At 56.7% G+C, this 19,985-nt stretch carries 19 protein-coding genes and 2 tRNA genes; 3 read left to right on the forward strand and 18 right to left on the reverse strand.

Translation table 11 applies throughout. The annotated features are described in order from the left end of the window. Positions 1-3: 3 nt before the first annotated feature. The 7 genes from mrdA to leuS form a co-directional block, all read right to left on the reverse strand. Positions 4-1,914, reverse strand: a complete 1,911-nt coding sequence (gene mrdA, locus DDA898_RS06330; RefSeq protein WP_038910589.1) for a peptidoglycan DD-transpeptidase MrdA — start codon at positions 1,912-1,914, stop codon at positions 4-6. A gap of 36 nt (positions 1,915-1,950) precedes the next feature. Then, positions 1,951-2,421, reverse strand: a complete 471-nt coding sequence (rlmH, locus tag DDA898_RS06335) for a 23S rRNA (pseudouridine(1915)-N(3))-methyltransferase RlmH (protein WP_012883860.1) — start codon at positions 2,419-2,421, stop codon at positions 1,951-1,953. A gap of 1 nt (position 2,422) precedes the next feature. Beyond that, positions 2,423-2,740, reverse strand: coding sequence for a ribosome silencing factor (rsfS, locus tag DDA898_RS06340; protein WP_013316968.1), 318 nt, complete (start codon positions 2,738-2,740; stop codon positions 2,423-2,425). A gap of 157 nt (positions 2,741-2,897) precedes the next feature. Then, positions 2,898-3,572 (reverse strand): nicotinate-nucleotide adenylyltransferase, encoded by a 675-nt coding sequence (gene nadD / locus DDA898_RS06345; protein ID WP_038910590.1) that lies wholly within the window; start codon positions 3,570-3,572, stop codon positions 2,898-2,900. Next, positions 3,562-4,593, reverse strand: coding sequence for a DNA polymerase III subunit delta (gene holA / locus DDA898_RS06350; RefSeq protein WP_038910591.1), 1,032 nt, complete (start codon positions 4,591-4,593; stop codon positions 3,562-3,564). The genes nadD and holA overlap by 11 nt, the downstream gene beginning before the upstream one ends. Beyond that, positions 4,590-5,144, reverse strand: a complete 555-nt coding sequence (gene lptE, locus DDA898_RS06355) for an LPS assembly lipoprotein LptE (RefSeq protein ID WP_038900620.1) — start codon at positions 5,142-5,144, stop codon at positions 4,590-4,592. The genes holA and lptE overlap by 4 nt, the downstream gene beginning before the upstream one ends. Before the next feature lie 14 nt (positions 5,145-5,158). Next, a complete protein-coding gene (gene leuS / locus DDA898_RS06360; RefSeq protein WP_038910593.1) occupies positions 5,159-7,741 on the reverse strand; it encodes a leucine--tRNA ligase in 2,583 nt (860 codons plus the stop codon). A 258-nt stretch (positions 7,742-7,999) separates the two neighbouring features. Here leuS and DDA898_RS06365 point away from each other — a divergent pair, with 258 nt between their 5' ends. After that, positions 8,000-8,482: a zinc ribbon-containing protein gene (locus DDA898_RS06365; protein WP_013316973.1), complete on the forward strand. Its 483-nt coding sequence runs from the start codon at positions 8,000-8,002 to the stop codon at positions 8,480-8,482. A gap of 65 nt (positions 8,483-8,547) precedes the next feature. On the opposite strand, the gene DDA898_RS06370 is transcribed toward DDA898_RS06365, so the two are convergent. The 9 genes from DDA898_RS06370 to miaB all read right to left on the reverse strand — a co-directional run bounded on the left by DDA898_RS06370 (position 8,548) and on the right by miaB (position 17,816). Then, on the reverse strand, positions 8,548-9,273 hold the full coding sequence (locus tag DDA898_RS06370; RefSeq protein ID WP_013316974.1) for an amino acid ABC transporter ATP-binding protein: 726 nt from the start codon (positions 9,271-9,273) through the stop codon (positions 8,548-8,550). Further along, on the reverse strand, positions 9,273-9,947 hold the full coding sequence (gene gltK / locus DDA898_RS06375; RefSeq protein ID WP_038900622.1) for a glutamate/aspartate ABC transporter permease GltK: 675 nt from the start codon (positions 9,945-9,947) through the stop codon (positions 9,273-9,275). The genes DDA898_RS06370 and gltK overlap by 1 nt, the downstream gene beginning before the upstream one ends. Further along, positions 9,948-10,688, reverse strand: coding sequence for an amino acid ABC transporter permease (locus DDA898_RS06380; RefSeq protein ID WP_013316976.1), 741 nt, complete (start codon positions 10,686-10,688; stop codon positions 9,948-9,950). Positions 10,689-10,851: 163 nt separating this feature from the next. Next, positions 10,852-11,775, reverse strand: coding sequence for a glutamate/aspartate ABC transporter substrate-binding protein (locus tag DDA898_RS06385; RefSeq protein ID WP_013316977.1), 924 nt, complete (start codon positions 11,773-11,775; stop codon positions 10,852-10,854). 351 nt (positions 11,776-12,126) lie between these two features. Further along, complete coding sequence (gene lnt, locus DDA898_RS06390) at positions 12,127-13,656, reverse strand: apolipoprotein N-acyltransferase (protein WP_038910594.1); 1,530 nt, start codon at positions 13,654-13,656, stop codon at positions 12,127-12,129. Positions 13,657-13,663: 7 nt separating this feature from the next. Beyond that, on the reverse strand, positions 13,664-14,533 hold the full coding sequence (corC, locus tag DDA898_RS06395) for a CNNM family magnesium/cobalt transport protein CorC (RefSeq protein WP_013316979.1): 870 nt from the start codon (positions 14,531-14,533) through the stop codon (positions 13,664-13,666). A 98-nt stretch (positions 14,534-14,631) separates the two neighbouring features. Further along, positions 14,632-15,117: an rRNA maturation RNase YbeY gene (gene ybeY / locus DDA898_RS06400; RefSeq protein ID WP_038910595.1), complete on the reverse strand. Its 486-nt coding sequence runs from the start codon at positions 15,115-15,117 to the stop codon at positions 14,632-14,634. After that, a complete protein-coding gene (locus tag DDA898_RS06405; RefSeq protein WP_013316981.1) occupies positions 15,114-16,166 on the reverse strand; it encodes a PhoH family protein in 1,053 nt (350 codons plus the stop codon). The genes ybeY and DDA898_RS06405 overlap by 4 nt, the downstream gene beginning before the upstream one ends. 225 nt (positions 16,167-16,391) lie before the next feature. Beyond that, a complete protein-coding gene (gene miaB, locus DDA898_RS06410) occupies positions 16,392-17,816 on the reverse strand; it encodes a tRNA (N6-isopentenyl adenosine(37)-C2)-methylthiotransferase MiaB (RefSeq protein WP_038912457.1) in 1,425 nt (474 codons plus the stop codon). A gap of 221 nt (positions 17,817-18,037) precedes the next feature. On the opposite strand from miaB, the gene ubiF reads away from it, so the two are divergent. Together ubiF and DDA898_RS06420 are read left to right on the forward strand one after the other, a co-directional pair. Beyond that, on the forward strand, positions 18,038-19,204 hold the full coding sequence (gene ubiF / locus DDA898_RS06415; RefSeq protein ID WP_038910596.1) for a 3-demethoxyubiquinol 3-hydroxylase: 1,167 nt from the start codon (positions 18,038-18,040) through the stop codon (positions 19,202-19,204). Positions 19,205-19,370: 166 nt separating this feature from the next. Further along, a complete protein-coding gene (locus DDA898_RS06420) occupies positions 19,371-19,700 on the forward strand; it encodes a DMT family transporter (RefSeq protein WP_013316984.1) in 330 nt (109 codons plus the stop codon). A 120-nt stretch (positions 19,701-19,820) separates the two neighbouring features. On the opposite strand, the gene DDA898_RS06425 is transcribed toward DDA898_RS06420, so the two are convergent. After that, positions 19,821-19,895, reverse strand: a tRNA-Gln gene (locus tag DDA898_RS06425). A gap of 9 nt (positions 19,896-19,904) precedes the next feature. Then, positions 19,905-19,981 (reverse strand) — tRNA-Met (locus DDA898_RS06430). Positions 19,982-19,985: the final 4 nt, after the last annotated feature.

Consider the following 19,985-nt stretch of genomic DNA (forward strand, 5'->3'; position numbering starts at 1 on the left):
CCTCTACTCGGTTTCACTGCCCGGCGGCGACGGCGGCGCGTCCGGCAGGTTGGTATTATTGTCGCCCAGTATGATGTGGTCGAGTATCTGCCGCACAATGCTCCCGACGGCCGGCCCGGCGCCGCCGTTTTCCAGAATGATGGACATGGCGACTTTCGGGTTGTTATAAGGCGCGAAGGCGGTCATCAGTTTGTGGTCGCGCAGCCGTTCGGCAATCCGGTTGGCGTTATAGGTTTCGTTTTCCTTCAGGCCGAATACCTGTGCCGTCCCTGACTTGGCCGCAATCTTATACGGCGCGTCGGCAAAGAATTTGTGGGCGGTACCGTTCTGGCGGTTGGCGACGCCGTACATACCGTCTTTGACGATCCCCCAGTAACCGGAGCGAATATCGCCGATCTGCTGGTGTTCCTGCTGGCGGTACGGCACCTGAGTATTGTTTTCCTGCGTACTGCTCAGCAGGTGAGGTGCTTTTACCTGACCATCGTTGATCAAGGTGGTCAGCGCTTTCAGCATCTGAATCGGCGTGGCGGTCCAGTAACCCTGACCGATGCCGACAGGAATGGTATCCCCCTGATACCACGGCTTTTTATAGCGCTTCATTTTCCATTCCCGCGTCGGCATGATGCCCGGACTCTCTTCCTTGTCGGACAAATCGATGCCTGTCCGGTGCCCGTAACCGAACTTACCCATCCACTCAGACAGGCGGTCAATCCCCATATCATAGGCGACCTGATAGAAGAAGGTATCCGCGGATTCTTCCAGCGATTTGGTTAGATTCAGGCGGCCATGTCCCCATTTTTTCCAGTCGCGAAAGCGTTTCTCCGAACCGGGCAACTGCCACCAGCCAGGGTCGAACAGCGAGGTATAAGGAGTAATGACATTGGCACTCAGCGCGGAAACCGCAATATAAGGTTTGACGGTGGACGCAGGCGGGTAAACCCCTTGCGTCGCGCGGTTGATTAACGGCCGATTGGGGTCATTCAGCAAAGCGTGGTACGTCTTACTGGAAATGCCGTCCACAAACAGGTTCGGGTCGTAGCTGGGGGTGGAAACCATCGCCAGAATGGAGGCGTCTTTCGGGTCGGTCACCACCACGGCGGCGCGGCTGCCGGCCAGCAGTTTTTCGATATAGAGCTGGAGGTTGAGGTCCAGCGTCAGATAGATATCTTTGCCGGCTTGCGGCGGTTGTTCATGCAATTGGCGAATCACGCGCCCGCGGTTATTGACTTCCACTTCCTCGTAGCCCGGTTTGCCGTGCAGCACATCTTCGTAATAGCGCTCAATGCCGAGCTTGCCGATATCGTGGGTTGCCGCGTAGTCCGGCAGCTTGCCTTCCTGGTCCAGTCTTTCCAGATCTTTGTCGTTGATTTTGGAGACATAGCCAATGACGTGGGTCAGCGCGGCGCCATACGGATAGTAACGGCGCTGGTAGCCTTTGACTTCCACGCCGGGAAAACGGTACTGATTGACGGCGAAGCTGGCTACCTGTACTTCGTTCAAGCCGGTTTTGACCGGGATGGACGTGAAGCGACGCGAGCGCTTACGCTCTTTTCTGAAGTTATCAATGTCTTCATCGGTCAGGTCAATGATCGATTTGAGAGCCTGCAGCGTCTCTTCCAGATTGTTGACCTTTTCGGGAATCAGTTCCAACTGGTAAATCGTGCGGTTGAGCGCCAGCGGGGTGCCGTTGCGGTCATAAATGATGCCGCGGCTCGGGGCAATCGGCACCAGTTTGATGCGGTTTTCATTCGAACGGGTACGATAATCGTCAAAACGTGAAACCTGCAGGTGGTATAGATTGGCCACCAGAATACCGCTCAGCAGCAAAATGCCCAGGAACGCGACCAGCGCCCGGCGTACGAACAGGGCTGCCTCAGCCGTATAGTCACGAAAGGGTTTACGTTCTATATTCATCCAGCGATTGCTACTTCACAGGGTTCATCGTTCGCCTTACTCCCGATGGTAAGGATGATTGGTGGTAATACTCCAGGCACGGTACAGACTCTCCGCCACCAGCACGCGCACCAGCGGGTGCGGCAGCGTCAGCGGCGACAGCGACCAGCTTTGCTCCGCCGCGGCTTTGCATTGCGGCGCCAGCCCTTCCGGGCCGCCAATCAGCAGGCTGATATCGCGTCCGTCCTGTTTCCAGCGTTCCAGTTGCTGCGCCAGCTGCGGCGTTTCCCAACGCGAACCGGGAATATCCAGCGTCACGATCCGGTTGCCTTTGCCTACGGCGGCCAGCATCAGTTCGCCTTCTCGTTCCAAAATCCGTTTGATATCGGCGTTCTTGCCGCGCTTACCCGCCGGAATTTCCACCAGTTCAAACGGCATATCTTTGGGGAAACGGCGAAGGTAGTCGGTAAAGCCGGTCTGCACCCAGTCGGGCATTTTGGTGCCAACGGCGACCAGTTGCAGCTTCATATCAGCCCCAGAGTTTTTCCAGTTCGTACAGGTGACGGCTCTCTTCCTGCATCACATGGACGATCACGTCGCCGAGATCGACCACGACCCAGTCGGCGTCGTTTTCCCCTTCAACGCCCAACGGCATCAGCCCGGCGGCGCGGGATTCCTGCACAACGTGATCGGCGATGGAGGTGACATGACGGCTGGATGTGCCGGTACAAATAATCATGCAGTCAGTGATACTGGATTTCCCTTTTACATTGAGGGCAACGATATCCTGACCTTTCAAATCGTCAAGTTTATCAATAACGAAATCTTGGAGTGCTTGGCCTTGCAAAGGTTCCCCCTTTGATGAATGGTTAATCTGTCGGTTATGTGGGCTGGGCTGGCGTCGGTGAATTCGCCGTTTCACCGTGACGGCAAGTGGTTTTCCCGTAGCCGAAACCAGCGGCGGAGTATATCACGGCCTTATAATGAGTGGTATCAACGCATGACTATCGATAGAGTCCGTGTGTGTCAATATACTTCAGCACACTTTCGGGCAGCAGATCGTGACAATCGAGGCCTTGTTGCCGGCGATGGCGGATATCGGTGGCGGAAATCGGCAGCAGAGGGGTATGGGCGAGGTAAATCAGCCCGTGACAGCGGCGGTGCAACGTGGCGACATCGTGGGTCTGGTGCGCCGTCAGCCAGGCTTCCAGCTCGGCGGTATCCAACTGCTGATGGTAACCGGGGCGAGCGCAGACCAGCAGATGGCAGTAATCCAGAATTTCCTGCCAGCGATGCCAGCGATGCAGCGTCAACAGCGAGTCTTGCCCGATAATGAACGCCAGCGGCGCGTCGGCGCCTTTCTCGGCACGTAGCGCTTCCAGCGTTTCAATGGTGTAGGACGGCGTGGCGCGCTGCAGCTCACGATCGTCGATGTGAAACAGCGGATTGTCGCGTACCGCCAGCTCAACCATGGTCTTGCGCTGGCTGGCGCTGGCTTCCGGCTGCTCACGGTGCGGCGGGACGTTGTTGGGCAGCAGAATGACCCGTTGCAGCCCGATGTCCTGCGCCAGCGCGGCGACCGGGCGCAAATGCCCGTAGTGAATCGGGTCAAAGGTGCCGCCAAAGTAGGCGGTCAGGGGCTGGGTGACCGGGGGTGTCGACAAATCGCTATACCTCAAGCAGGCCGTCAGGCAGCGCTTTACCGCACAGAATCATCGACAGCGTTTCCAGTTCGGCCCAGACCGGTTGTCCGTAATTCTGTTTCAGGGTGATCTCCAACCGGCTCAGCAGGGTAATAGCCTGCTGCAACTGCGTCAGCGACAGGCGTTGCAACGCCTGCGTCAACAGCGGGCGCCGGTTTTGCCACACTTTGTGCTGGTCAAGCAGGGTGCGCAGCGGCGTGGTCGCCATACGTCGTTTTAACTGTAGCAGCAGCAGCAATTCCCGCTGTACGGTGCGCAGCAGGATGACCGGCTCGCACTCTTCCAGCCGCAACTGCTGCAAAATGTGCCACGCGCGTTTGCTTTTGCCGCCCAGCAGCGCATCCAGCCAGTGGAACGGCGTGAAATGCGCGGCATCGTTGACCGCCTGCTCGACCCGCGGCAGCGTCAGCTTGCCGTCCGGATACAGCAGCGACAGCCGTTCCAGCGCTTGCACCAACGCCAGCAGATTCCCTTCATAGCAATAGCAAATCAACTGGCTGGCGGCGTCATCCAGTTCCAGCTTCATGTTTTTAGCCCGGTGCGCTACCCAGCGGGGGAGTTGTTCCTGTTCGGGCGTCATGCAGGGAACGTACACGCCCTGTTGCGACAACGCTTTGAACCAGGCGCTGTTTTCCTGCGCTTTGGTGAGTTTGTTGCCCCTGACCATCAACAAAATGTCGGGATGCAGCAAGGTGGAGAGTTTGACCAGTTGCTCGCCGCCGGGGGCGCCGGGACCGGCGTCCGGCAGAATCAGCAGCAGGGTTTGACGGGAGGCGAACAGGCTGAGCGCCTGACAGGTGGAAAAAATGGTGTCCCAGTCGGTGTTGTTATCCAGCGTGAAACTGAAATGTTCCAGAAAATCCTGCTGACGGGCGATAGTGCGGATCTGATCCTGACTCTCCTGCAGCAATAAGGGTTCATTGCCGAACAGCAGATAACAGCCGCGCAGCCCCTCATGGAGCTGCGCGGTCAGTTGTTCCGGATAGATCCGAATCATGGGCGTGCCGGTGCGGATGTAGCGGCCTGCGCCTTCTGCTTGATTTTCGCGTTCTGACTTCCTTTGATCGTCAGTAGTTTTCGTACCAACTGCTGGGCTGCCTGGTCACGCATTTCACGCAACACGAGATCCTGCTCGGCGTCTTTAGCCAGAGCGGCAAGCGGGTTATCGAAGAAGGAGCGGAAAATCGTCACGCTGAGCGGATAAATGTCATCACCCGGAATCAGCACCTGCGCCTTCACTTCCAGTACCAACTGGTATTCGGCTGTTTTCCCATCCTGGAAAATCGATACGGTGTTGCGGACCAGATGGTCTCCCATAAAGCGGAAGGACGGCAGATCCTTCCGTTCGGTGTTTTCCATGATGTTGACGTTATTGAGACGCAACTGTTCACGGATGGCTCGCGTCATCGGGCCGTAGGGGTCGCCGCTGTCCAGAATCAGATTATGCAGTTGCTCCGGCATCTGAGTGGTGCCGCGCAGATGAAAGCCGCAGCCGGCGGTCATCAAGACCACCAGCCCCAGCACCAGCGTTAAAAACGGGTGTCGCACAGTACCTCCTTGCCTTAACCCACAACCAGGTTAAGCAGTTTGCCCGGAACGAAAATCACTTTGCGAACGGTCACGCCATCCAGATATTTGGCTACCAGCGGCTCCTGTGCCGCACGATCGCGAACTTGTTGCTCGGTGGCATCGGCCGCCACGGTGATCTTGCCGCGAACTTTACCGTTGACCTGCACCACCACCAGACGGGAGTCTTCCACCATCGCCTGTTCGTCCGCTACCGGCCACGGCGCCAGATCGATGTCGCCTTCGCCTTGCAGCTCGCGCCACAGCACGAAACAGGCATGCGGGGTGAACGGGTAGAGCATCCGCACCACTGCCAGCAGCGTTTCCTGTGTCAGCGCGCGATCCTGTTCCGACTCCTGCGACGCTTTGGCCAGCTTGTTCATCAGCTCCATGATCGCCGCGATGGCGGTGTTGAAGGTCTGACGACGGCCGATATCATCCGTTACTTTGGCGATGGTTTTGTGCAGGTCGCGGCGCAGCACCTTCTGGTCTTCTGTCAATGCCGCGGTATCCAGCGGCTGGGCAGCGCCTTTTCCGGTGTGGTCGTAAACCTGTTTCCACACGCGTTTCAGGAAACGGTTCGCCCCTTCCACGCCGGATTCCTGCCATTCCAGCGTCATTTCCGCCGGGGATGCGAACATCATAAACAGACGTACGGTGTCGGCACCGTAGCGTTCAACCATGACCTGCGGGTCGATACCGTTGTTTTTCGATTTCGACATTTTGCTCATGCCGGCGTAAACCAGCTCGCGACCGTCTTTATCGAACGCCTTGGTGATGCGGCCTTTGTCGTCGCGTTCCAGCGTCACGTCGCTCGGCGATACCCAGATTCGCTCGCCGTTGTTGCCGGCATGGTAGAAGGCGTCGGCCAGCACCATCCCCTGACACAGCAGACGTTTGGCCGGCTCGTTAGAGTTCACCAAACCGGCGTCGCGCATCAGTTTGTGGAAAAAGCGGAAGTACATCAGGTGCAGGATGGCATGTTCGATGCCGCCGACATACTGGTCTACCGGCAGCCAGTAGTTGGCGGCGGCGGGATCCAGCATACCCTGATCGTACTGTGGGCAGGTATAACGCGCGTAGTACCAGGACGACTCCATGAAGGTATCGAAGGTGTCGGTTTCACGCAGCGCCGGCTGGCCGTTGAACGTGGTTTTGGCCCACTCGGGATCGGCTTTGATCGGGCTGGTAATGCCGTCCATCACCACGTCTTCCGGCAGAATTACCGGCAGTTGGTCTTCCGGGATGGGGACTACGGTGCCGTCTTCCAGCGTCATCATCGGAATCGGCGCGCCCCAGTAACGCTGGCGGGATACGCCCCAGTCGCGCAGGCGGTAATTGACCTTACGCTGACCGACGCCCTGCGATACCAGTTTATCGGCAATGGCATTGAACGCGGCGTCGAAATCCAGCCCATTGAACTCGCCGGAGTTGAACAGACGGCCTTTTTCCGTCTGCGCCTGCGCGGACAGATCCGGCTCGCTGCCGTCAGCCATCAGAATAACCGGTTTCACCGGCAGGTTGTATTTGTGGGCGAATTCCCAGTCGCGCTGGTCATGGCCCGGTACCGCCATCACAGCGCCGGTGCCGTATTCCATCAGCACGAAGTTGGCGGCCCACACCGGCACATTTTCGCCAGTCAGCGGGTGAATGGCGAACAAACCGGTGGCGATGCCTTTTTTCTCCATGGTCGCCATGTCGGCTTCCGCCATTTTAGTGTTGCCACATTCGGCGATAAAGTCCTGCAGCGCCGGATTATTTTCCGCCGCTTTCTGCGCCAGCGGGTGACCGGCCGCCACGGCGACGTAGGTCACGCCCATGAAGGTGTCCGGGCGGGTGGTATAAACACTCAGCTTCTCTTCACTGTCTGCCACGTCAAAGGTGATTTCCACCCCTTCGGAACGGCCGATCCAGTTGCGCTGCATGGTTTTGACCTGCTCAGGCCAGCTTTCCAGCGTATCCAGATCGTTGAGCAGTTCGTCGGCGTAAGCGGTGATTTTGATGAACCACTGTGGGATTTCTTTGCGTTCCACCTTGGTATCGCAACGCCAGCAGCACCCGTCGATCACCTGCTCGTTGGCCAGTACGGTCTGGTCGTTCGGGCACCAGTTCACCGCTGAGGTTTTTTTATAAACCAGGCCTTTCTCGTACAGTTTGGTGAAGAACCACTGTTCCCAGCGGTAGTAATCCGGCTTGCAGGTCGCCACTTCGCGATCCCAGTCGTAGCCGAAACCCAGCAGTTTCAGCTGGTTTTTCATGTATTCAATATTGGCGTAGGTCCAGGGGGCCGGCGCGGTATTGTTTTTTACCGCCGCACCTTCCGCCGGCAGGCCAAAGGCGTCCCAGCCGATCGGCTGCAGCACGTTCTTGCCCAACATGCGCTGATAGCGGGAGATCACGTCGCCGATGGTGTAGTTGCGGACATGACCCATGTGTAGACGGCCAGAAGGATAAGGCAGCATGGAAAGGCAATAGTATTTTTCCTTGCCGGGTTCTTCGGTCACTTTGAAAGTTTGTTTCTCTTGCCAGTGAAGCTGGACGTGCGCTTCGATCTCTTCTGGGCGGTATTGCTCTTGCATGGCTGCCAGTGGTCCTTAGTGAAAATCGCTACCTCGGTAGCATGTTCTGTTTCATTTCAAAAGATCCGCATAGCATAGCTGATAAGCGACTGGCTCAACAACCGCTTGAGGCGGTCCGGGGCTGATTTATGCGGTGCTGGTAGCGAAGACGAAGGTTAAACCCGCGGATTGGGAAGCGGCTCCCGGTTGTGTCGGAAAAATCATCTACACTAGGCTGTGTAGGCCCGTCGATAAGCGGTTTCACGCTAAGGAGTCACGATGAGCAAAGTCGTTCAGTATTACCGGGAACTGATGTCCGCCGTTACCGAGTGGCTAAGCCGCGGCGAGCGGGACATGGATAAGCTGATGTCGGATGCCCGGCGCCAGTTGCAGGAAACCAATGAACTGACGCAAAAGGAGATTGAACAGGTAATACTGGCGCTCCAGCGTGATCTGGAAGCCTTCTCCCTCAGCTATGAGGAGAGCCAGAATGCCTTTGCCGACAGCGTGTTCGTCCGCGTGATCCGCGAAAGTCTATGGCAAAACCTGGCTGACATCACCGATAAGACGCAACTGGAATGGCGCGAAGTGTTTAAGGATGTCAGCCATCACGGCGTGTATCACAGCGGCGAGGTGGTGGGGCTAGGCAATCTGGTGTGTGAACAGTGCCATCATCACATTGCGTTTTATACCCCGGAAGTCTTGCCGCTGTGCCCGAAATGCGGCCACGACCAGTTTCATCGCCAGCCGTTTTCGCCCTGACCTGAAGCGTGCGGAAAAAAACAAGGGTGCCGAAGCACCCTTGCGATAGGACGGTACGCCGCGGATTAATGCAGGATTTTCGCCAGAAAGTCTTTAGCGCGGTCGGATTGCGGATTGCTGAAGAAGTCCTCTTTGCGAGTGTCTTCAATGATCTTGCCTTCATCCATGAAGATAACGCGGTGCGCCACCTTGCGGGCGAATCCCATCTCGTGGGTTACCACCATCATGGTCATGCCTTCTTGCGCCAGCTCCACCATCACGTCCAGCACTTCATTGATCATTTCCGGGTCGAGCGCCGAAGTCGGTTCGTCAAACAGCATCGCCACCGGATCCATACACAGGGCGCGGGCGATGGCCACACGCTGTTGCTGGCCGCCGGACAGCTGGCCGGGGAACTTGTTGGCATGGGCCGACAGACCGACGCGCGCCAGCAGCTTCAGCCCTTTTTCGCGGGCGGTTTCTTTATCGCGTTTGAGTACTTTGACCTGCGCCAGCGTCAGGTTGTCGACGATGGACAAGTGAGGAAACAGCTCAAAGTGCTGGAACACCATCCCGACTTTGGCGCGTAATTGCGCCAGATTGGTGCGTTTGTCACTGACAGTGATGCCGTTAACATCGATCTGACCTTGCTGGATCGGCTCCAGGCCGTTAACGGTTTTGATTAGGGTCGATTTCCCGGAGCCGGAAGGTCCGCAAACCACCACCACTTCACCTTTTTTCACTTCGGTGGAGCAGTCGGTCAGCACCTGAAATTGACCATACCATTTAGAAACATTTTTCAGGAAAATCATCAAACCGTCCTTCTCTTCAAATAATTGACCAGCATCGACGCCGAGAGGCTGATAACAAAATACACAAACCCGGCGAACAGGATCATTTCCACCTGGGTGCCGTCACGTTCGCCGATGGTGGATGCGGTACGGAAGAAGTCCGCCAGACTGAGCACATACACCAGCGAGGTATCCTGAAACAGCACGATACCCTGAGTCAGCAGTAGGGGAATCATGGCCCGGAACGCCTGAGGCAGAATCACCAGCCGCATGGATTGCCAGTGGGTCATCCCCAGCGCCAGCGCGGCGGAGGCCTGCCCGCGGGAAATACTTTGGATACCGGCGCGAATAATCTCGGAATAATAGGCCGCCTCAAACAGCGAAAAGGCTACCATAGCTGATACCAGCCGAATATCGGTTTTCGGAGAAAGGCCAAGCACATTTTGTAATAAGCTCGGCACGATCAGATAGAACCACAGCAGCACCATCACCAGCGGCACCGAGCGGAACAGGTTGACGTACAGCTTCGCAAACCAACTGATGGGTTTGATGGGCGACAAGCGCATCACCGCCAGCACGGTACCCCAGACAATTCCCACCACCACCGCGGTCAGGGTGATTTCCAGCGTGACGCCCATCCCCTTGATGAGATAAGGCAGGCTGGGTGGAATGGAACTCCAGTCAAAGTTGTACATTTATTTGCTCCCCAGATTGCCCGGCAGACGGGTCTTATGCTCCACAATCTGCATGATCAGCATGATGATGGCGTTGATGCCGATATAAGCCAGCGTGATCGCGCTGAAAGATTCATAGGCGTGAGCAGAATAATCCAACAGCTTGCCGGCCTGCGCCGCCATATCCACCAGACCGATAGTGGAAGCGATGGCGGAGTTTTTCACCAGATTGAGCATTTCCGAGGTCAGCGGCGGCACCACCACCCGGTAGGCGTTGGGCAGCAATACATAGCGGTAGGTCTGGGGAAGAGTCAGGCCGATGGCCAGACCGGCGGCCTTCTGTCCACGCGGCAGCGACTGAATGCCCGCCCGCACCTGTTCGCATACGCGCGCGGCGGTGAACATCCCCAGACAAAACATGGAAGATAAGAAGAACTGGATATTGGGGTCCAGCTCGGCTTTAAACCACATGCCGATTTTAGTTGGCAGTAACTCTGGCACCACCAGATACCAACTGAAGAACTGAACAATCAGCGGCACGTTGCGAAACAGTTCCACATAGCAGGTGCCGATACCGGCTAACAGGCGGTTAGGGACGGTACGCAGAATACCCAGCAGTGAGCCCAGCAGGAAGGCGATGACCCAGGCGCACAAGGAAAGTGTTACGGTGACCTGCAGGCCGGAAATAATCCACCCTAAATAGGTCGTATTTCCGAACGGAGCGGATTGCAGGAAAATGCCCCAGTTCCAATCTATTGACATAACGAACTCCGGTAAAAAAGGGGTAGCGTTCGCTACCCCGAAGATTGATGAGTGGCTTGTGGATTCGCAGGATGGGGAACGACCGCCCTGCGCCTGTCTGTCTTGCCACGAATCAGCAATCGGAAGGCAGAATTACTGCCCTTTATTGTCATTATTAATTCGGTTACAGCGCCTTATCATTCGGTGCCTTGAACAGTGCCTTCATGTCGTCGGACAGGACATAGTTCAGGTTAAGATCTTTGGGCGGGATTGGTTGGGTAAACCAGCGCTCGTACCATTTGACGGCTTCGCCGGAGGTTTGTACCTGAGCGATGGTGTCGTCCACCAGTTTCTTGAATTCAGGGTCGTTCTTACGCAGCATACAGCCGTAGGCTTCGTGAGATTGCGGCGTACCGACGATAACCCACTCATCCGGATTTTTGGCTTTGGCGCGTTCGCCCGCCAGCAGGGCATCGTCCATCATGAAGGCTACCGCGCGGCCGCTCTCCAGAGTACGGAAGGAGTCGCCGTGATCCTTGGCGCTGATGATGCGCAGGTTCATTTTCTTCTCTTCATTCATCTTATTCAGCAACACTTCGGACGTGGTGCCGGAGGTAACGACCACCGCTTTGCCGTTCAGATCGGTGAAGTCCTTGATACCGGAATCTTTTTTGGTCAGCAGACGCGTGCCGATCACAAAGATGGTATTGGAGAAAGCCGCCTGCTGCTGGCGTTCCAGGTTGTTGGTGGTGGAGCCGCACTCCAGGTCGAACGTACCGTTTTGCAGTAGCGGGATACGGTTCTGAGAGGTGATCGGGAGCAATTTCACCTGCAGATTGGGCGCGCCGACCGCTTTTTTGACGGCCTCAACAATCTTGTCGGAGTAAGCCTGTGAATAGCCTACGACTTTTTGCTGATTGTCGTAGTAGGAAAACGGCACGGAAGATTCGCGATGGCCAATGACGATAACCCCACTGTCTTTGACTTTTTTCAGCGTGGGGACCGATTTGTCTTCTTTTGGGGCCGAGGCTGCCTGTTCTTCTGCATAAGCCATAGTGGCTGTTGTGCTGATCAGCATTACTGACAGTGCCAGTTTACGCAATTGCATGCTCTAACTCCTTTGCTGTTGTGGTGGTGCAAATTCTGTTGGGTATATGCCGGCCACATGTTGTGCACCGCTAAAGAGCGAATAAAACGCTGTCATGTTTAAAAATAGCGGATTGTAAACATATTGAAACGAGAATGTTTGTTTTTTGCGAGGCGCTACGCACCAAACTGCTGCAATAAAAACTTATGGCACTAATTTGGTGCAGTTGATGCCCTGATATTGTGCTATCGCAGGGCGAGGATGGCCGCAAACGTGCAACGCATGACGTTTCATATCAATGAGTAGCAAGTAATGTGCCAAAAATGAAACAAGACATGTCCGGACATGTCTTGTTATGCGGGGAAGGCGAAATTAACGCGAACGGAAGCGATAAGCCAGTGCGGCGAGGCCCAGTAACGCTTCCAGCAGCCACAGCGGCCAGGAACCAAAACGGGCGTAAGGCGTCAGGCCGGTTGCTGGTGTTACACGCGTTTCCAGCACGTTGCGGGTGAATTGCGGGAGGCTGGCGCTGATGCTGCCGTCAGGCGCGATAACGGCCGTTACGCCATTGTTGGTAGAGCGCAACAGCGGGCGGCCCAGCTCCAGCGCCCGCATCCGCGCCATCTGGAAATGCTGCCAGGGACCGATGGAGTTGCCGAACCAGGCATCGTTGGAAATGGTCAGCAGCATGTCGGTGTCGGCACGGAAATTATCGCGTACCTGTTGCCCCAGAATGACCTCATAACAGATGGTGGCGGTGAGGCGGTAACCGTTGACGATCAGTTGCGGCTGGCGATAGTCGCCGCGGCTAAACGCGGACATCGGCAGATCGAAGAACGGCGCCAGCGGGCGCAGCAGCGTCTCCAGTGGTACAAATTCGCCAAACGGCACCAGATGATGCTTGCTGTAGCGGTTGGCGGTAGGGTAGCGATACGGTTGCTGATCGCCCAGAACGATGATGCTGTTATAGAAATCGGTGCGGTTGTTTTCCCGGCGCGCGTCGACGATGCCGGTGATCAGGCTACTGTGGTGCTCACGCAGGATGGCGTCCAGTTGCGTCAGGTAATCCTGCTGACGGGTTTCGACATCCGGAATGGCGGATTCCGGCCAAATTACCAGCGGCGCTTTGTCCATCACGGGCAAGGTGTTGTCGAAATAGACCTTCAGCGTGTTGAGCAATTCGTTCGGGTCCCACTTCAACGCCTGCGGAATGTTGCCTTGTACTATCGCCACGTTGACCGCGCGCTCCGGCTGCAATTTGTACCAGTCGAGCGAGCGCAGCGGCCACGGCAATACCAATAGCGCAGCGGCGATCAGCACGGGCTGCCAGCGTCGCCGCGTCAGCCCCAGCATCAGCAGCCCGCTGATAATCATCAACAGGAAGGTGAGGGTGTCGACCCCCGCGATCGGCGCAATGCCTTTCAACGGGCCATCAAGCTGGCTGTAGCCGAACTGCAACCAGGGAAAGCCGGTCAGCACCCAACCGCGCAGCAGCTCGGTGACTTGCCACAGCGCCGGTGCTGCCAGCGCCACGCGCCATACGGTCGTCTGCGGCCACAGGCGTGCCAGCAGCCCGGCGAACAGCATCGGATAGAGCGACAAATAAAGTGCCAGCAGCACCACCAGCCCGACATTCACCGGGCCAGGCATACCGCCGAAATCGGCGATGCTGTAGTAAACCCAGTGGATGCCGGTGCCGAACAGACCGAACCCCCAACTGAAACCGATCGCCGCCGCCTGACGAGTCCGGCGGTTCAGCGTCAGGCCTTGCAGCCCCATCAATGAGAGAATGGCGGCAGGCCAGAAATCATAAGGAGAGAACGCCAGTGTGCCGCAGGCACCGAATAAAAGCGCCAGCAGGAGGCGAACCTGCTGGCGTTGCAATAACGAAGCGACAGCCATGAATGAATTAGTCTTCCAGTTGCGGTTGCGGAACGTCGTCAGGAATTCTGACATGGACCTGAATAATACGGCGGCTGTCTGCCATGGCAACTTTGAACAGGTAACCGTTGATGTCGATGGTTTCACCGCGTGCCGGCAGGTGACCGAAAGATTGCATCACCAGACCGCCGATGGTGTCCACTTCCTCGTCGCTGAATCGGGTGGAGAAGGTCTCGTTGAAGTCCTCGATAGGCGTAAGGGCGCGCACCGTATAAGTCTGGCGGTTTAGCTGGCGGATGTCGCGGTCTTCCTCGTCATCGTATTCATCTTCGATTTCGCCGACGATCAGCTCCAGAATGTCTTCAATCGTCACCAGCCCGGAGACGCCGCCGAATTCGTCGATGACGATGGCCATGTGGTAACGCAGGGAGCGGAATTCGTTGAGCATGCGGTCCACCCGCTTGCTTTCCGGCACCACCACGGCAGGCCGCAGCACTTTATCCATGCTGAACGGTTCGGAGTTGCTGCGCATGAACGGCAGCAGATCCTTGGCCATCAGGATGCCTTCGATGTGGTCCTTGTCTTCGCTGATGACCGGGAAACGGGAATGGGCCGATTCGATGATCACGTCCAGGCACTCTTCCAGCGTCTGGTTATGCTTGAGCGTAATCATCTGCGAACGCGGGATCATGATGTCGCGCACCCGCTGTTCGGCGATATCCATCACCCCTTCCAGCATGTCGCGGATTTCCGGATCAATTTGTTCCGAATCACGGATTAATGCCAGCAGATCGTCGTGATCTTTGGATTCGCCGTGAAAAATCTGATTGAGAAAAAGAGAAAAAAATCCCTTTTTGGGACTGGGGGTATCGCTGTTGGGAGAATGGTCGTCGCTCATGGCGTCAGTTAATATCACTCTTGTTAAGAAATGATGACCAGCGGTGAATGTCGTCGGTGGCGTATCGCCGCTGGCGTCTGGTCCTTACAATATCGAATTTAAGGCTTGTCGGTAAAATCTTCTTTCTCTGCCAGATACGGGTCGGCATAACCCATACTTTGCATGATTTCCGTTTCCAGTGCTTCCATTTCTTCGGCTTCACTGTCTTCGATATGATCATAACCTAACAGATGCAGGCTGCCATGGACAACCATGTGCGCCCAATGTTCCTCCGCGCTTTTCCCCTGTTCGACCGCTTCCTGCTCGACCACCTGCCGGCAGATGATGAGGTCACCCAGTAGCGGCAGTTCCACTTCCGGCGGCGCCTCGAACGGGAACGACAGCACGTTGGTCGGTTTGTCTTTGCCGCGATAGGTCAGGTTCAGGTGGTGGCTTTCCTCTTCATCCACCACCCGGATGGTGACTTCCGCCACCTCCTGAAACTGCGGCAACACCGCTTCCAGCCAGCGCTGAAAGTCGGTTTCCGACGGCAGCCCGCTGTTATTTTCGCTGGCGATTTGCAAATCAAGAATAACCTGACTCATTTCTGCTCCTGCGCGGCGGCCTGCGCTTCGCGTTTACGTTGCTCCGCCAGTTCGTCCCGGCGTTTCTGATCGGCGCTTTCCCACGCTTCATAGGCGTTGACGATGCGGGCGACCACCGGGTGGCGCACCACGTCTTCGCTGTGGAAGAAGTTGAAACTGATTTCTTCGACCTCCGACAGCACCTCAATGGCATGACGCAAACCGGATTTTTGATTGCGCGGCAGGTCGATCTGGGTGACGTCGCCGGTGATGACCGCTTTCGAGTTAAACCCGATACGGGTCAGGAACATCTTCATCTGTTCGATAGTGGTGTTCTGGCTTTCGTCCAGAATGATGAAGGCGTCGTTAAGCGTGCGGCCGCGCATGTAGGCCAGCGGCGCGACTTCAATCACGTTACGCTCGATCAGCTTTTCCACCCGCTCGAAGCCCAGCATTTCAAACAGCGCGTCGTAGAGCGGGCGCAGGTACGGGTCCACCTTCTGGCTCAGATCGCCCGGCAGGAAGCCCAGTTTTTCGCCGGCCTCCACCGCCGGACGGGTCAGCAGAATGCGGCGGATCTCCTGACGCTCCAGCGCATCCACCGCGGCTGCCACCGCCAGGTAAGTTTTCCCGGTGCCGGCTGGGCCGATACCGAAGGTGATGTCGTGATCGAGGATATGAGCGATGTACTGCGCCTGATTGGGCGTACGCGGTTTGATCACGCCGCGTTTGGTGCGGATATTCACCGCTTTGCCGTATTCCGGCACGCTATCGGCGGTCTGCTCCAGTACCCGGGATTCCTTGATGGCCAGATGAATCTGTTCCGGCTCGATATCCGGAATAACGCCGCGCACCGGAGCGGTATCCACATAAAGATGACGCAAGATGTCGGCTGCGGCGTCGATGCAGAGGTCTTTACCCACCAGCTTGAAGTTATTGTCGCGATGATTGATCTCTATGCCGAGGCGGCGTTCCAGCTGTTTGATGTTGTCGTCAAACGGGCCGCACAGACTGAGCAGGCGTTTGTTGTCCGCAGGTTCGAGGGCAATTTCTTTTATCGTTACGTTCAAACTATTCCTCTTGGGTTTAAGCAGAATGAGCAATGACGCTGTGCCGCAGGCAGTGATGTCTGCCCGAATGCGGCGCAGAGATTACCCTGATTATTTATCGTGAACCCCGCAGGGCGCAAGTCACATTCGGCATAAAGGCGGCAGGGGATATGAATCCGCTCCGGGTGTCGCTGCAAAGAAAAAGCGGGCCGTTTGACGGCCCGCCTGAAAACGATCATCCGCGTATTACGGCTGATAGATACCAACGCCGAGTTCGTTCTCTTTGCGGGTACGAGCGATAACCGACGTCGGCGACTCGCTAACGCGCAGATCCATTTGATCTTCGGTACGGACAACCACGCCACGCAGCGAGTTCGGATAAACGTCGACAATTTCCACGTCGACGAATTTGCCGATCATGTCGGGCGTTCCTTCGAAGTTCACTACACGGTTATTTTCAGTACGGCCGGACAGCTCCATCACGCTTTTACGCGAGGTGCCCTCCACCAGAATACGCTGCACCGAGCCCATCATTCGGCGGCTGTACTGCATGGCCTGCTGATTGATGCGTTCCTGCAGAATGTACAGGCGCTGCTTCTTCTCTGCTTCGGTCACGTCGTCCACCATGTCGGCGGCCGGAGTACCGGGGCGAGGCGAGTAGATAAAGCTGAAACTCATGTCGAAATCGACATCGGCGATCAGCTTCATGGTCTGCTCGAAATCCTCCTGCGTTTCGCCCGGGAAACCGACGATAAAGTCGGAACTGATCTGAATCGCCGGGCGCGCTTTACGCAGTTTGCGGATGATGGCCTTGTATTCCAGCGCGGTGTGGCGGCGCTTCATCATGGTCAGTACGCGGTCGGAACCGCTCTGAACCGGCAGGTGCAGGAAGCTCACCAACTCCGGCGTATCTTCGTACACGCTGATGATATCGTCGGTGAATTCGATAGGATGGCTGGTGATGAAGCGGATGCGGTCGATACCGTCAATCGTCGCCACCAGACGCAGCAGTTCGGCAAAACTGCAGATGTCGTCATTGTGCATGGCACCGCGGTAAGCGTTTACGTTCTGGCCCAGCAGGTTGACTTCGCGTACGCCCTGAGCCGCCAGTTGGGCGATTTCAAACAGAACGTCGTCAACCGGGCGGCTGACTTCTTCGCCGCGGGTATAAGGCACCACGCAGAAGGTGCAATACTTGTTGCAGCCTTCCATGATGGACACGAATGCGGTCGGCCCTTCGGCGCGCGGTTCCGGCAGGCGGTCAAATTTTTCCACTTCCGGGAAACTGATGTCCACGATCGGGCTGCGGGTACCCTGCACGTGGTTAATCATTTCCGGCAGGCGATGCAAAGTCTGCGGCCCGAAGATGACGTCCACGTAGTGCGCGCGGTCGCGAATGTGTTCACCTTCCTGCGACGCCACGCAGCCGCCCACGCCGATAATCAGATTCGGGTTGACGTCTTTGAGCGTTTTCCAGCGGCCGAGCTGATGAAACACTTTTTCCTGCGCCTTTTCACGGATCGAACAGGTATTCAGCAGCAGAATGTCGGCTTCTTCCGCGACCTCGGTCAGCTGGTAACCGTGCGTACTTTCCAGGAGGTCGGCTATCTTCGATGAATCGTATTCATTCATCTGACAGCCCCAGGTTTTGATATGCAGTTTCTTTGTCATCGTCATCGACTAGCCATTACTCAGTGCGGGTAAACACGCTTACCTTCAATGGGGCGCGTACATGCGGGCGCGTATTGTAATCTTTTGCCGTCGTTGTGACCAGAGCGAGCGGCTCGTCGCTTTTCTGAAAAACGTTGCCGAAATCCAGTAAACTATCGCCATCTTTTGTCTTTCTGGCGCATGAGTCTTTTGATATGCGCAATAGAAACAGTGGGGCAGGTATGCACTATGATGCGGTGATTGTAGGCGGAGGCATGGTGGGCGCCGCCGCTGCGTTGGGGCTGGCGCAGAGCGGTTTTCAGGTGGCGGTGTTGGAGCAGGAAACGCCGTTGCCGTTTGTTGCGGACAGCGCGCCGGACGTGCGGGTATCGGCGATTGGTCAGGCGTCGGTCAGGCTGCTGGAACGGTTGGGAGCCTGGCAGGGCGTCGGGCTGATGCGCAGCGCGCCTTACCGACGACTCGAAACCTGGGAATGGGACAATGCGCATGTGGTGTTTGATGCGGCCGACCTTGGGTTATCCGAACTGGGGTTTATGGTGGAGAACCGTATTCTGCAACTGGCGTTATGGCAGGTGCTGGAGAGGGCGCCCGGCGTGACGCTGCTGTGCCCATGGCAATTGCAGGGCATGCGTCGCGAGGGCGAGCAATGGGTGCTGATTAGCGAGCGGGGCGACAGCCTGTCCGCGTCGCTGGTGATTGGCGCTGATGGCGCTAATTCGAAAATTCGCCAGTGGGCGGGCATTGGTATTACGGGCTGGCAATATCGTCAGTCCTGCATGCTGATCAGCGCCGAAATGACCGGCCCGCAACAGGATGTGACCTGGCAGCGCTTTACGCCGTCCGGGCCGCGCGCGTTTTTGCCGCTGTTTGACGGCTGGTGCTCGCTGGTGTGGTACGACAGCCCGTCGCGTATCCGCCAGTTGCAGGCGATGTCGCTTCCCCAACTGAACAAGGCCATCGCCGAGACGTTTCCTGCGCGGCTGGGTGCGGTCAATGCGGTGGCGGCCGGCGCGTTTCCGCTGGTGCGGCGCCATGCGCAGCAGTATGTGTTACCGGGGCTGGCCCTGATTGGTGACGCTGCGCATACCATCAATCCGCTGGCGGGGCAGGGCGTTAACCTTGGGTATCGCGATGTTTCCACGCTGCTTGACGTGGTAATCCGGGCGCGTGATGAAGGCGCGGTCTGGTACGGCGAGCCGGTGCTGCGGCGTTATCAGCGGCAGCGCAAGCCTGACAATCTGCTGATGCAAAGCGGCATGGATCTGTTTTACGGTGCATTCAGTAACCGGCTGCCGCCGCTTGAGTTTGCCCGCAATCTGGCGTTGATGGCGGCGCAACGCGCCGGAAAACTGAAACAGCAGGCGCTGCGCTACGCGTTGGGATTGTAAACCCCGCTGCCTGTGACCGCTGCGGGGCGTGATGATTATTTCTTCGCCGTCATACCGTTTTCATGCCGTGTCGCTACATTGATACCGCTCTGTCGGTGAAGAGACGGCCTGCATTAAGGCGTTATCCTGCGGCACCGCGATTTTTTATCTTTGAGTAGTGAAACTGATGACCTATTTATTTCTTTGTCTGGCGATTGTGTCAGAGGTGGTGGCGACAACGGCGCTGAAATTGTCGGAGAGTTTTACCCGGCCGGTGCCAAGTATCGTGACACTGGTGTTCTACGCTATCGCATTTTACTGTCTGACTATTTCCATGCGGGTGTTGCCGACCGGCGTGATTTACGCCATTTGGTCGGGAGCCGGGATTGTGTTGATCGCGGCGATAAGCTGGATTTTTTACGATCAACGATTGGACTGGCCGGCGGTATTGGGAATGGCACTAATTATTGCCGGCGTGGCGGTGATTAATCTGTTTTCCAATTCCGTAGCGCACTAAATTGTGAATCCGGTACTGACGCCAGCGCTGTACCGGTTATTGATGCAAATGCTGGATGCGCGATAACAGACTGAATGACTGGTAAAAAAGAAAAAGCCCGTTTTCACGGGCTTTTCTGTATGGCTGGGGTACGAGGATTCGAACCTCGGGATGGCGGAATCAGAATCCGCTGCCTTACCGCTTGGCGATACCCCAATTTTAAGATGGTGGCTACGACGGGAATCGAACCTGTGACCCCAGCATTATGAGTGCTGTGCTCTAACCAGCTGAGCTACGTAGCCAAAT

Origin of the sequence: Dickeya dadantii NCPPB 898 (genome assembly GCF_000406145.1) — a bacterium.
Classification (GTDB): Bacteria; Pseudomonadota; Gammaproteobacteria; order Enterobacterales; family Enterobacteriaceae; genus Dickeya; species Dickeya dadantii.